This window comes from Cupriavidus sp. SK-3 (assembly GCF_000611145.1).
Taxonomy (GTDB): Bacteria; Pseudomonadota; Gammaproteobacteria; order Burkholderiales; family Burkholderiaceae; genus Cupriavidus.
Genome location: NZ_JFJV02000162.1, coordinates 1 through 13,228 on the forward strand (window position 1 = coordinate 1; position 13,228 = coordinate 13,228).

Genomic DNA, 13,228 nt, shown 5'->3' on the forward strand with positions numbered 1-13,228 from the left:
GCGGCTTGGTCGGCGTGACCGAGATCTTGCCGCGTGTCGGAAACTCATGATATTCCAGGGCGGCCTTGCGCAGTGATTCGCGGCTTTGGTCAGGTGTGCTATCCGGCTTTGCTTCGTTATTTTCGGGTGTGGTGGTCATGATTTGCAGTACGAGATTGGCACGCCAATCGTGCTTCGGGCTGGATTAACGGAATGCTGTGATTCCATCAATCTTCGGGAGTGTCGGCTTCGGTTTCGCGAGCGATATTCCGGCATATTCATGCCGGAAAAGACGCGGCGTATCGGGAGCGATACAAACCGCCGCCACCGCGGTTGGCATGGCCTGATCGCCATGAGAATGATCGCGCGGAGAGTATCGGACCAAGCGTAGCCGTGCCCCAGGCTGCCGTACAGTATCAGAGCGCGCCTAATTTACCGTATCAGCGAAGTGCGGGCGAAATCAGGAGGAGACGGGAATATAACCATGGCCCGGATTTGAAATAATCTCAACCCGCCTTGAATTCGATCGAGGCATTGCGCGAATGCCGGGGGCTAGCCGGCCGGCCTTGGTTCCCGTTGCGCCGGCGGCGCAAGCCCCCGGCGCTCAATCGGCGTCGAGAAGACAATGGAAGTCCTTGTCTCGCCGAACCCGTTGATCTGGGAGAGGAACAACTCCAGGTCCTCCAGATCGGTGGCCACCACGGATAGCATGTAGGAATCGTTGCCGCTGACATGATGGCATTCGAGTACGCGCGGCGAGTTGCGGAGTTTGTCCAGCAACGCCTGCTTGCCCGGCTGAGGCACATTGATTCCCACCATGGCGCGCACGCTGTAGCCCACGGCCTTCGGGTCGATGTCCGCATGGAATCCTCGCACCACGCCGGCCTCTTCCAGGCGGCGCAGGCGCTCCAGCGTAGCGGGGATGGACAAGCCTGTGGCTGCGGCCAGCACCTTGAGCGGTTGCCGCCCATCGGCCTGGATGGACTGGATCAGGCGCCATGCCTTGTCATCGAGTTCAAGCATAGGGTTTCCGTACTTTGGCCGGGCAGCTTAAAAAATCGAAAGCACGTCTGCCGAACCACAGAATTTACATGATTCATGCACCGCGGAGAACGGGATACCATCGGTGCATGGATTCGACGACACTTCTCCTCTTCGTCAAGGCGGCCCTGGTCGGGATTTCGATCGCGGCGCCGGTCGGCCCCATCGGGCTCCTGACGATTCAGCGCACGCTTGAGCGCGGCATGGCGGTGGGATTGGCCACCGGCATGGGAGCCGCGCTGGCGGACTCCGTGTATGGCGCGATCGGCGCCTTCGGGGTCAGCTGGATCATCCACGCGCTTGCCGCCGCGCGCATGCCCCTGGCGCTGGGCGGCGGCGCCTTGTTGCTCTGGCTGGCCTGGCGTACCTGGCGCGCGCCGCTGGCGGCATCGGCGGCGTCCGTGCCCGGCGGCTCGGATCTGCTGCGTTGTCTCGCCGGCACCTTTGTCCTGACGCTGTCCAATCCCGCCACCATCCTGTCGTTTGTGGCCGTGTTCGGCGCATTGGGCGGCGGTGCCCTGGGCCCGGTTTCTCCCGTTCCCATGATCCTGGGGGTATTTGCCGGGTCATCGCTCTGGTGGCTCGCGCTTTCCCTGGTGGTCGCACGGGGCCGCCATCTGTTCACGCCCGCCTGGCGCCAGCGCATCAACGCGGCCTCGGCCCTCGTGCTGGCCGCGTTTGCGATGTGGCAATGGATTTCGGTTGTGGGAACTTGATATGGCAAACCTGCCCGATCAATGACCGGCGCTTCTCGACTTGCTACCGGCGTTGCTCAAAAGGCAGCTGGCAACTTTCGCAACGCTTCAGGAACATGCCGGGCGCTTCCCTGTCTATGCATTGCGTTCAGTTACAATGCTGTAGTGCACCATCGCCTCGCAACAGGCCATTTCGGGCCATTAGCATCCTGCGGCGAGCACTGCGCCATCTCGGTTTCCCCCCAATTCATGCGATCCCTGCTGCTCCTGCTGACCGTTCTGTGCTTGTCTCTGCTGTCCTTCGGGGCAGCGGCGGGTTCGCACGCCGGTGCGGCGGGGGCTGCATTCGAGTCTGCCCAGGCCGAGCGGCTTGACCCGCTCGACCGCGTGATCCTGGAATCCTCGCTCGCCCGCACCCTCGACGAACTGGATGGCGGTGCCGACCTGGAACGCGTTGTGGCGCCGGGCGACGATGGGCTGCCGGGCGAATCGGCCGCGGAGTTGCTGGCGGAGGACGACAACCCGCCCGGCTACTGCGAAATCTGGTCCGCCGACCTGCTCGACCCGCTCGACATGCTCGACGAGATCGAGGAATCCAGCGCGCTCTTCGCGCTGCCGACCGTACGCGTCTCGCTGCCGCCCAACGAGATCGCGCAACAGCTCCCGGCGCGCCCGGAGCCTTTGCCCGCGGCCTTCTTCAAGCCGCCCATTTCCCTGATCTGACAGCCCTGGCAACCCCGGCGCGCCATTGGCGTGCCCGGGCTGCGTTCCCATTGCCTGGGCGCCTGGGCCCGATCGCGTCCGCGATCGCTGGCTGACCGTCGGCGCGCGCTTCTTGCGCGCGCCGGCGGCGGGCGCGCAGCCGTTTCGCCTGCCCCCATTTGTCATGCAGATCAAACAGATCACTATGTTTTCCATGGTGGCGTTGCTGTCGCTCGGAGCCTTGCCGGCTCTCGCGGCGGAAACGTTCACCTTGCCGCAACTGCTGTCCCTTTCGCAGTCCACCAACAAAGGCGTCGAAGCGGCGCAGGCCGGCGTGGATGCCGCCAGCGCCGCCGTGACCAGCGCGCGCGCCTATCCCAATCCGCAGGTGGAGGTGCTGTACGGCCGCCTGTCGCCGCGTACCTCCGGTGTGGCCGGTGGCGCCGCGCCGACCGTGGCCATCACCCAGAAGCTGGACTATCCGCAGCAGCGCAAACTGCGCGCCGAGATCGCCGGGCGTAGCCTGGAAGCTACCGAAGCTGGCCGCCAGGCGTTCCGGGCGGATCTGGCGGCGCGCGTCAAGACGTCGTATTTCGACGTATTGCGGCGCGAGATGGAACTGGCCGCGGCCAGGGAAGACCTGGCCATGATGCGGCAGATCCAGGACCGCGCCCGCCTGCGGGTGGAGGTTGGCGAAGCGCCGCGCTATGAGCTGATCAAGGCCGACACCGAACTGCTCGGTGCGCAAAAGACGCTGCAGAGCGCCCAGTTGCGGGTCAACCAGGCCAAGGCCGCGCTGCGCCAGCAGGTGGGCGGCGCCTTGCCGGCGGCCTATTCGCTGGCTGGCAGCCTGAACCAGGCGCCGGCGCTGCCGGCCCTGCCGGTGCTGCGCGATACGCTGACCGGGACCAACGCCGAACTGACCCAGCGCCGCCTGGAAGCCGACCGGGCCAGCCTGGCCGTGGACTACCAGCGCTCGCTGAGGCTGCCGGAACTGGCGGTGCGCGCCAGCGCCGAACGCCAGCCCGACAACACGGTCTCGCAGGTCGGCCTGGTCCTCACCATCCCGCTGTGGGACCGCCGCGGCGGCCCGGTGGGCGAGGCCACCGCGCAGGCGATCCAGGCCCGCTCCGCGCTGGAGGCGCGCGAGTTCGAGCTTGCGCAGGAGCTGGAGTCGGCCTACCGGCAATACGAGATCACGCAGGCGCAGGTGAGCGCGCTGGAAGGCGGCATCGTGCGCCAGGCCGAGTCCGCGCTCTCGGTGGCCGAGTCGGCCTATCGCTTTGGCGAGCGCGGCATCCTGGATTACCTCGATGCCCAGCGCGTGCTGCGCGGCGCGCGCAGCGACCTGATCGCCGCGCAGTACGAATTGCAGGCGGCCACCATCCAGATCGAGAAGCTGCTGTCGAGCGTGCCCGGGCAGACCGGGGCACCCACGGCTCCCTTCGCTCCTTCGGCACCTACGGAAACCAAATAAGCATGCGTCCCCATTTCCTTCTTTCCCTGACGGCAACCGCGGTCCTGCTGTTTTCCCTGGCAGGCTGCTCCGACGAACCCGCGCCCGCCACCGAAGCGCCCAGGCAGCCGCCCGGCGTAGTCAAGCCGGAAGGCACCCTGCAGGCATCGCTCAAAGTGGCGCCGGTCGCCACCAGCGCCTTCAGCGAAGTGCTGCGCGTGTCCGGGCGCATCGATTTCGACGAACAGCGCGTGGCCCGCATCGGCGCCAGCGTGACCGGCCGCGTGACGGATCTCTACGGCATCCTGGGCCAGGAGGTCAAGGCGGGCCAGGTGCTCGCCCGCCTGCATAGCAGCGAACTGGGCGCGGCCCAGATGGCCTTTCTGAAGGCCGAGGCCCAGACCGAGCTGCAGGTCCGCAACGCCGAGCGCGCGCGCCAGTTGTTCGCCGCCGACGTGATCGGCCGCGGCGAGCTGCAGCGTCGCGAGAGCGAGCTGGCGATCTCGTCGGCGGAGATGCGTGCCTACCGCGACCAGCTGCGCGTGCTTGGCATGTCGCCCGCCGCCGTGGCGCAACTCGCCAGGAGCGGCAGCATCGATTCCTACTCGCCGGTGTTCTCCAGCATCAGCGGCACCGTGGTGGAGCGCAACGTGGCGCAAGGCCAGGTGGTGCAGCCTGCCGACGCGCTGTACACCGTAGCCGACCTGTCGCGCGTATGGGTGGTGGCGGAGGTGCCGGAGCAGCAGGCGGCGCTGGTGGCCGAGGGCCAGAGCGTGGATATCGAGGTGCCGTCGCTGGGCAATGGCGCTGGCCAGAAGCAGATCACCGGCAAGCTCATCTACGTGGGCCGTACCGTGAATCCGCAAACGCGCACCGTGCTGGTCCGCACCGAGCTGGAGAACCGCGAAGGGCGCCTGAAGCCGGCCATGCTGGCCAGCATGCTGATTGCCAGCGCGCCGTCCGAGCAACTGGTGATCCCCGAATCCGCCATCGTGCGCGACGGCAACGACGAACTGGTGTACGTGGAGCAGGCCGGTGGCCTGTACCGCCTGACCAAGGTCAAGCTGGGCGCCGAGAGCGACGGCATGCGCGTAGTGCAGGGCGGCGTGAAACCGGGCGAGCGCATCGTGGTGGACGGCGCCTTCCATCTGGACAACGAGCGCAAGCGCCTGGAACAGGGGTAATCGATCATGATGAAAGCCCTTGTGGAAGCCGCTATCAAGCAGCGGCTGGTGGTTTGCGTGCTGGCCGTTGTGCTGTTCTTCTTCGGCCTGCGCGCGGCGACCAAACTGTCGGTGGATGCCTTCCCCGATGTCACCAACGTACAGGTGCAGATCGCCACCGAAGCCACCGGCCGTTCGCCGGAGGAGGTCGAGCGCTTTGTCACCGTGCCGGTGGAAATGGCGATGACCGGGCTGCCGGGCCTGGAAGAGATGCGCTCGCTCAACAAGGCGGGCCTGTCGCTGATCACGCTGGTGTTCACCGATGCGACGGATGTCTACTTCGCCCGCCAGCTGGTGATGGAGCGCCTGATCGAAGTGGCCGGCCGCATGCCCGAGGGCGTGACGCCGGTGCTCGGCCCGGTCTCCACCGGCCTGGGCGAGGTCTACCAGTACACGCTGGACCGCACCGACGACGGCAACCGCGCGTTGACGCCCGAGGAACTCTCCGAGCGCCGCATCGCGCAGGACTGGGTGGTGCGCCCGCTGCTGCGCTCGATTCCCGGCGTGGCGGAAATCAACTCGCAGGGCGGCTTCGTCAAGCAATACCAGGTGCTGGTCAACCCGGACCGCATGCGGCATTACGGGGTCACGCTGCAGCAGGTCTACCAGTCGCTCGCGCGCAATAACGCCAACTCCGGCGGCGGCGTGCTGCCGCACTATGCCGAGCAATACCTGATCCGCGGCGTGGGCCTGGCCCGCGGCGTGGACGATATCGGCAGCATCGTGCTCAAGGAGATCTCGGGCACGCCGGTCTATGTGCGCGACGTGGCCAATGTGACCATCGGCCACGAGGTGCGCCAGGGCGCGCTGGTCAAGAACGGCGAGACCGAGTCGGTCGGCGGCATCGTCATGATGATGCGCGGCGGCAATGCCAAGGCAGTGGTGAGCCGCGTCAAGGCCCGCGTGGCCGAGATCAACGAGCGCGGCATGCTGCCGGGCAAGCTGCAGATCGTGCCGTACTACGACCGCAGCGAGCTGGTGGATTCGGCGCTGTGGACAGTCACCAAGGTGCTGCTCGAAGGCGTGGTGCTGGTGGTGATCGTGCTCTTCCTGTTCCTGGGGGATGTGCGCTCGTCCGTCATCGTGCTGGCCACGCTGGTGCTGACGCCGCTGATGACCTTCATGGTGATGAACCAGGTGGGCTTGTCGGCCAACCTGATGTCGCTGGGGGGGCTGGCCATCGCCATCGGCTTGATGGTGGACGGCTCGGTGGTGGTGGTGGAGAACGCGTTCGAGCGGCTCGGCCATCGTGACAAGAGCGGCATGACCAAGACCGAGATCCTGGTCAAGGCAGTGCAGGAAGTGGCCACGCCGGTGATCGTCGGCGTGGGCATCATCATCCTGGTGTTCCTGCCGCTGATGACGCTGACCGGCATGGAAGGCAAGATGTTCGCGCCGCTGGCGTTCACCATCTCGATTGCGCTGGCGATTTCGCTGTTCCTGTCGCTGACGCTCTCGCCGGTGTTGTCGTCCTACCTGCTCAAGGGCGGTGCGGAGCACGATACCTGGCTGATCGCCTTCATGAAGCGCCACTACCTGCGCATGCTGCACTGGGCGCTGAACAATAGCCGCAAGACCGTGATCGGCGCGGTGGCGGCATTCATGGCCACCGTCGCCATCGTGCCGCTGCTGGGCACCTCCTTTATCCCCGAGATGAAGGAGGGCTCGATCGTGCCGGCGCTGGACCGCGTGCCCAATATCTCGCTGGAGGAGTCGGTCAAGCTGGAGATGGCGGCCAACAAGCTGGTGCTGTCGGTGCCGGGCGTGAAGTCGGTGGTGTCCGGCGTGGGCCGTGGCGAAAGCCCGGCCGACCCGCAGGGCCAGAACGAATCCACGCCCATCGCCAGCCTGAAGGACCGCGACGAGTGGCCGGACGGCTGGACCCAGGACGATATCGCCAACGCGATCCGCGAAAAGCTCAAGGCCATCCCCGGCGTGCAGATCGTGATGGCGCAGCCGATTTCCGACCGCGTCGACGAGATGGTCAGCGGCGTGCGTTCGGACGTGGCGGTGAAGGTGTTCGGCGATGACCTCGACAAGCTGCGTGAGCTGGCCGGCGAAATCGCCCGCGTGGCGGGCGGCATCCAGGGCTCGCAGGATATCCGCATCGAGCGCATCTCCGGGCAGCAGTACCTGTCGATCGAGATCGACCGCCAGGCCATTGCGCGCTACGGGCTCAATGCCTCGGACATCCACGACATCATCGAGATCGCCATCGGCGGCAAGCGCGCCACGGACATCTTCGAAGGCGAGCGCCGCTTTGCCGCGGCGGTGCGCCTGCCGGAAGAGTTCCGCGACAACGTGCAGGCCATCCGCCAACTGCTGGTGGCCACGCCCAACGGCGCCCAGGTGCCGCTGCAAAGCGTGGCGAAGATCGAAGTCACCGACGGTCCCGCGCAGATCAGCCGCGAAATGGCCAAGCGCCGCGTGGTGGTGATGATCAATGTGAAGGACCGCGACCTCGGCGGCTTCGTCGCCGAGCTGCAGCAGGCGGCGGACAGCAAGGTCAAGCTGCCGGAAGGCTATTACCTGGAGTGGGGCGGGCAGTTCCAGAACATGGAACGCGCCATGGGCCACCTGAAGATCATCGTGCCGGTGACCATCGCCGCGATCTTCTTCCTGCTGTTCCTGCTGTTCAACTCCGTGCGCTTTGCCACGCTGATCATCACCGTGCTGCCGTTTGCTTCCATCGGCGGCATCATCGGCCTGTTCATCACCGGCGAGTACCTGTCGGTGCCGGCCTCGGTGGGCTTTATCGCGCTGTGGGGCATGGCGGTGCTCAACGGGGTGGTGCTGGTGTCGTATATCCGCACGCTGCGCGATTCCGGCCTGTCGCTGGACCAGGCCGTGATCCAGGGCGCGACCCAGCGATTCCGCCCGGTGATGATGACGGCCACCATCGCCATGCTGGGGCTGGTGCCCTTCCTGTTCTCCACCGGCCCAGGCTCCGAAGTGCAGCGTCCGCTGGCGGTGGTCGTGATCGGCGGGCTGATTACGTCGACCCTGCTGACGCTGGTGATGGTGCCTACGCTGTACCGCTGGTTCGATAACCGGAAGCCGGACCCGATGAAGGATGTGCCGGTGTAGTACAGGCCCATCGCACAGTCAGGCAGCGCCCCACGCGGTTTCGGCGGGGCGTTTTTCTTTGGTGCAAGCTGGTGCGCTAACGCATGACCCCGTCCATTCGATATCATGTGCGCTGCCGCGGACCAACGCGCAAGGCACGGCATGGCGTCGCACCGGGGCGGCGGGGCGCCGAAGCCTTTTACCGTAACGCCTCCAGGGAATAACGTGTCAGGGCCAGCATCAGCACAGATTGCAGAAGAATTCGAAGCCGGTGCGGAGGCAGCGCCGCCGCAAGTGCACGTCCGCCTCGACGGGCGCGTACTTCCGGAAGCCTGCGAACTCTGGCGCGCGGCGCTGGCGCCGCTCTTCGACGTCAGGATTGGCGCCGCGCAGGGCGCCTTCACGGGTGAATTGATGGCGTTGCATCTGGGAGACAGCCTGATCGCGCGCTGCGCCGGCTCCGTGGAGCATCGCTTCAAGCGCGGCATCGTCGAGATCCGGCGCAGCAATATCGACCACATCCTGATTCAGCTCTATGCCGCGGGCGGCGTTCAGGGCGAGTATGGCAACCGGGCGCTCAATGCTGGCGTGGGTTCGATCAGCGTGCTCGACTTGGGGCGGACGCTGGATAGCTGGACACCGCCGTTTGCCAATATCACCCTTACCGTGCCGCGCGATCGCCTTCCCGCGTCGCTGCGGAGCTGGAACCTGCACGGTACGGTGCTGGACGCCGGCCAGGGATCGGCGCGCCTGCTGGCGTCGCACCTGTCGCAACTCCTGCTGGCTGGCGACACGCTGACAGGCGAGGAGAGGGCGGCATCGGTCACCGCGGCGCTGATCATGCTGGAGGGCGGTGGCGCCAGGCTTCGCGATAGCGAGCCCGACGTGCAAAAGGCGGCACGCCGCAGCATGCGCAAGCTGGTGCAGCGCTATATCGAAGAACACCTGACCGCGGAAGCGCTCTCGCCGGAACAGGTCGCCGGCGCTTTCCGCCTGTCGCGAGCCAGCCTCTACCGCCTGTTCGACGCCGACGGCGGCGTGAACGCCTACATCCAGGGCCGGAGGCTGGACCGCTGTTTCGATGAACTTGCCCGGTCCAAGGGCAGCGGGCTCAGCATCGCCGAGCTGGCATATCGTTACGCCTATTCGAATGAGAGCACCTTCAGCCGTGCCTTCCGCCGCCGCTTCAGCCTGAGTCCGCGGGAGGTGCGCGCGCTCGCGGAGCATCCGCGCAACAGCTGGCCAGCGGCGCCGGCCGACGCAAGCGAAGCGACCACCATCAACGAATGGCTGGAGAGCCTGCGGGGCGAATTCACTGCCACCGGCAGCGGCGCCTGACACGGTCTCGGGGGCCGTCCGATGCCTGGCCCGGATGCCGCCTGGCGGCAAGGGCTCAGTCCTCGACTTCGATGACCTGCCCGCCGCACTGTATGTAGCACGCCTGGTAAGCGCTGTCGCAGCTGTGGGTCGATGCGTAGCTGGAGCAGTAAGCCTGCCGCTTGGTGCATTGCTCCTTGCCCTTGTCATTCGCGGCGGTGGCGAGGCAGGTGGCAAGGGTGTTGGCGCGCCGTGTTTCACAGGCCTGCTCCTTGACGGCCGCGACCTGTTCCTTGCCGGTGATGCAGATCTGCTTGTTGGTTTCGCAGGTCGTCACGCATTGACGGCCCGCATCGGATTTTGGGGGGACGTACTTGTAGGATGTACATCCTGCCGCCAGCACTGCCAGGAGGAAGCCGCACAGGCTTCGGTATGGTCGTTGCATTTCCATCATCGGGAGCGCGCCACGGGGCGCTGGTGCATCGCGCCTGCCCGGCGCAAGTTCCCGGCTGGCGTTTCGGCGCCTGGAGCGCCCCGGCGCTTCTTCGGGGACCCCAGGCAGCCGTGGTTTTCAAACGAGGCAAAGCAGCGTGACTCCGGCCGTGAAGACCGGCTCAGCGCACCTTGGGCTTGCCATACCGGATCGGCACATCGACCCCCGCCGCCGGCGGAAGCAGTGTCTTGAGCTGCTCCCTGGCAGCCGCCGCGTCCTGGAAGGAAGCGAACGTCAGTTTGCTGATATTCATGTGATCGAAGTACTGGATGCCGGTGGCTGAGCGGCTTAGCTTGCCGACTTTCTGCTGGACTTCCTGGGTTGATACTTGCGAGACAATCACCTCGTTGCGGCTCTCGCCGACAACGCCCCGGTCGTTCACGACCAGCGTCACCGGGCTCCCCATGGCGCCCGCACTCTTTGCCGTGGCCGAAGCCGGCAGCGTCTGGAACGACTGGCTGCCAAGGCGAACGGCCGTCGTGCCCGCAAGGCTCTTCAATTCCGCGGGTGAAAGCTGCTGCCCGGCCACATAGGCCGACGCGCCCGCGTGGCACAGCGTGGCGGCGAGCGCCGCGGCGCCGCATAGCAAGACCCTGAGGGACAAGTTCTTTTTCATCATCATTTTCCTCGCCCCGTTATTTCGCGGCAATCACACGGTACTCAACAGCCAGGGGCTTGCTGAGCTTGACGCTGGCACCATCGGCTTCCGGCAGAAAGCTGCTGCAGGCGCCGGGCGCGGCGGGGGCCGGCATCGCGCTGACTGCGTACACCTCCCAATTCCCGGCGGCGTTCTCGCCATGGAATGCATAGCTGCCCAGCCCGTAGCTTTTCACTTCCGGCACGCCTGTGCTGTAGTAGCTGTTGTATGGAACGGCGAGTGCGGAAATGGTCCCCGAGGGGGATTTGACAAAGATGCCAACGCTGCCGACGCAGATGGAGCCGCTCAGTCTCAGCTGCAGGGCATCCACCTTGTCATTGCCGCCGACCGTGAACTGGCCCAGCTTCTGGACCGAACCGTACTTGAGCTGCGCGCTATCCGCGAACGCCTTGGTGAAGCCGCCAATTTCCAGGGTTGCCGGCTTGTAGGCGCTGTATGCCTTCGCCAGCCTGACGGCGGCCGCGGCATCCGCCAGGCCGAAGCCGTACCAGTTCGAGTAGTAGTTGCCGGCGGCATTCTTTTGCCAGCCCAGATCCAGCCGCGCAGTCTGGCTGCCATCGACGAGGCTGGCATCTTCACTGGCGGTAAATGTCCCCTGCTTCAGGTCAAGCCGGAAATTCCGGCTGTCGCGCGAGCCATAATTCGGATCGATTCTCCTGGCGGTCACGCGAAGAATCTCGCGGACGTCTCGCCACGTCAGGTTCGGATTTGCCGCCAGCATCAGCGAAACCACCCCCGAGATGGTCGGGGTGGCGGCCGAGGTGCCATTCATGCTGGAATAGTCGCAGTTCGGGTTATCTTTCTTGTTGGTCGCGGTGCCGCCAATGGTGAATGCATTGGCCAGTTCCAGGTAGTTGCGGCTATATCCTTTCGCGCAACTGGTCAGGTCGGTCGAGTAGATCGTCGGCCCGGAGCCGCCTTCTCCATACTGCCCCTTCTCCCCATATTCACCGCCGAGCCCGGTGATCCAGTTGACCGCCCCGGCGTTGGAGTAACTCGATTTGATGCCCCTGGCGTTGGCCGCGCCTACCAGGATGACGCCGGGCTCAAGCGCTTCCGTGTCATTCGCGGGATTTTCGCAACTGAGGACGCCGCTTATCCCGTCGATATCGGGGCAAAACCGGGGTTTGTCGCCTCCGGTGTTGTTGTACTCATTGCCTGATGCCTTCACCATGACCAGGCCCTTGCCGCTTCTCAGGTTCGGGAAGGCCCGGATGACGGCACTGGTCCCAGTTGCGGTGTCGTATTCGTCCGGGACCTCCGGGTTCCCTCCGTATGATGCATTGATGATATGGGCATTCCGGGACCAGTCTGCGCCGCCGTAGGCCTGCAGGATGTCGGCACCCGCGGTGCCGATGAAGCGCGCGCCGCCCAGGGTGGCGCGGGGCGCGATGCCAATCACGCCCTTGCCGTTCTGCGCCGCGCTGATGATGCCGGCGACATGGGTGCCATGCGCGTCCTTGATGTTCATCGGGATATCGGCGGGCGTGGGGTTGCTGGTGCCGTCGTCAAAGTTGTAAGTCATCGACTTGTTCACATTGGCGACCAGGTCCTCATTGTTGATATCGACGCCATCGTCGAGAACCAGGACATTGACGCCCTGGCCCTTGATACCCGCGGCATGCGCTTCTTCCACATTGAGGTCGGTGACGCCATCCGCCGTATCCGGGAATGACTTGAAGTAGCTGGTGGCCTGCCTGAGCGCCCATTGGTAGATGTACAGCGGCTCCGTGACCCCGGTCTGACAGGCAAACTTCGCATCGACGCCGGTTTCGGTACAGCTTGACGCCAGGGGCACGGGTGTGGGCGCGGGCGCGGGTGCGCCGGGCGTCTGGGCGCTCGTAGCCGCGGTCTCCGGGTTGTCGCCCCCGCACGCCGCGAGCGCGGCGGCCGCCAGAAGCGTCAGCGATATTAGTTTCGTTCTTCTTTTCAGCATGAGATTACCCGCTCTAAAAATTGAGTTTTCACTACGCCATGACTGGTGCCGGCCGAATACCGCGGGAACTGCATGGTGTCGGCGAGCCGCGGCGATGCGATTGCGCGGACGCTGCCCGCCGCCATGCGGCGCTATGGACGAACGCCGAAGACGCGACCGGGCCGGCGCATGAAATTGCGCCGGACGCAAGCCGCGCTGCCTGGTTGCTATCGAGGGCCTGTTGGAATGGCCTGGTCGTGCGCGGCCCGCTGGTGGCAAGGGTGTCGTGCCCGCCATCGAAGGTCGCTTGCCAGTCAGGCCCGGGGCCGCGCTCTTTCTCTAGAGGGCTGGCGCGTACCTCGAACCGGCGCCAATTTTTGCAGAGTTATCGTTTCGGCACTTGACGCTGCGTCTCACAAAAACTGACGTTTCGTCTCACGTGGGGGTGTCGCGGGCGCTGGCAGGCAAGCATCGCCGGCACGGGACCCGGCGGGGCATGCGCGAGGGGGGGGCGCTGCGCCCCTGTCCGCTATTTCAGGAAGGGAACTTGCGCGGCATGGCGATGGGTTGATGCAGGTAAAGCCGGCGGTGAGCCGGATCACCCGCCGCTGGCATCGGGCGATCGGGCAAGCCGAAAGCCCGGATCAACGATGGCAAATGTGGGATGACCGCGACGGCGATTC

General features: G+C 65.6%; 11 protein-coding genes. 6 read left to right on the forward strand and 5 right to left on the reverse strand.

Features of this window, described 5'->3' with window-relative positions:
- Together CF70_RS34950 and CF70_RS16565 are read right to left on the reverse strand one after the other, a co-directional pair.
- The coding region (locus tag CF70_RS34950) for a hypothetical protein (protein WP_152561836.1) at positions 1-139 on the reverse strand (139 nt) is incomplete at its 3' end.
- A 392-nt stretch (positions 140-531) separates the two neighbouring features.
- The gene (locus CF70_RS16565) at positions 532-1,002 is read right to left on the reverse strand and encodes an Lrp/AsnC family transcriptional regulator (RefSeq protein WP_035866809.1); all 471 of its coding nucleotides are present in this window, start codon (positions 1,000-1,002) and stop codon (positions 532-534) included.
- Between the two features lie 107 nt (positions 1,003-1,109).
- On the opposite strand from CF70_RS16565, the gene CF70_RS16570 reads away from it, so the two are divergent.
- The 6 genes from CF70_RS16570 to CF70_RS16595 all read left to right on the forward strand — a co-directional run bounded on the left by CF70_RS16570 (position 1,110) and on the right by CF70_RS16595 (position 9,500).
- A complete protein-coding gene (locus CF70_RS16570; RefSeq protein ID WP_035866812.1) occupies positions 1,110-1,736 on the forward strand; it encodes a LysE family translocator in 627 nt (208 codons plus the stop codon).
- Positions 1,737-1,964: 228 nt separating this feature from the next.
- Positions 1,965-2,438 (forward strand): hypothetical protein, encoded by a 474-nt coding sequence (locus CF70_RS16575; RefSeq protein WP_035866815.1) that lies wholly within the window; start codon positions 1,965-1,967, stop codon positions 2,436-2,438.
- A 193-nt stretch (positions 2,439-2,631) separates the two neighbouring features.
- A complete protein-coding gene (locus CF70_RS16580; RefSeq protein WP_414629457.1) occupies positions 2,632-3,894 on the forward strand; it encodes a TolC family protein in 1,263 nt (420 codons plus the stop codon).
- A gap of 2 nt (positions 3,895-3,896) precedes the next feature.
- Positions 3,897-5,057: an efflux RND transporter periplasmic adaptor subunit gene (locus CF70_RS16585; protein ID WP_035866816.1), complete on the forward strand. Its 1,161-nt coding sequence runs from the start codon at positions 3,897-3,899 to the stop codon at positions 5,055-5,057.
- A gap of 6 nt (positions 5,058-5,063) precedes the next feature.
- Positions 5,064-8,183 carry an efflux RND transporter permease subunit gene (locus CF70_RS16590; RefSeq protein WP_035866819.1) on the forward strand — a complete coding sequence of 1,040 codons (3,120 nt, stop codon included), beginning with the start codon at positions 5,064-5,066 and terminating at the stop codon, positions 8,181-8,183.
- A gap of 273 nt (positions 8,184-8,456) precedes the next feature.
- Positions 8,457-9,500, forward strand: coding sequence for a helix-turn-helix domain-containing protein (locus tag CF70_RS16595; protein ID WP_035866821.1), 1,044 nt, complete (start codon positions 8,457-8,459; stop codon positions 9,498-9,500).
- 55 nt (positions 9,501-9,555) lie between these two features.
- Here the strand turns inward: CF70_RS16595 and CF70_RS16600 are convergent, their stop codons facing one another.
- The 3 genes from CF70_RS16600 to CF70_RS16610 form a co-directional block, all read right to left on the reverse strand.
- Positions 9,556-9,933, reverse strand: coding sequence for a hypothetical protein (locus tag CF70_RS16600; RefSeq protein WP_152561837.1), 378 nt, complete (start codon positions 9,931-9,933; stop codon positions 9,556-9,558).
- A gap of 160 nt (positions 9,934-10,093) precedes the next feature.
- Positions 10,094-10,576, reverse strand: a complete 483-nt coding sequence (locus tag CF70_RS16605; RefSeq protein ID WP_152561838.1) for a hypothetical protein — start codon at positions 10,574-10,576, stop codon at positions 10,094-10,096.
- 31 nt (positions 10,577-10,607) lie between these two features.
- Positions 10,608-12,842: a S8 family peptidase gene (locus tag CF70_RS16610; protein ID WP_235185082.1), complete on the reverse strand. Its 2,235-nt coding sequence runs from the start codon at positions 12,840-12,842 to the stop codon at positions 10,608-10,610.
- Between the last annotated feature and the right edge of the window lie 386 nt (positions 12,843-13,228).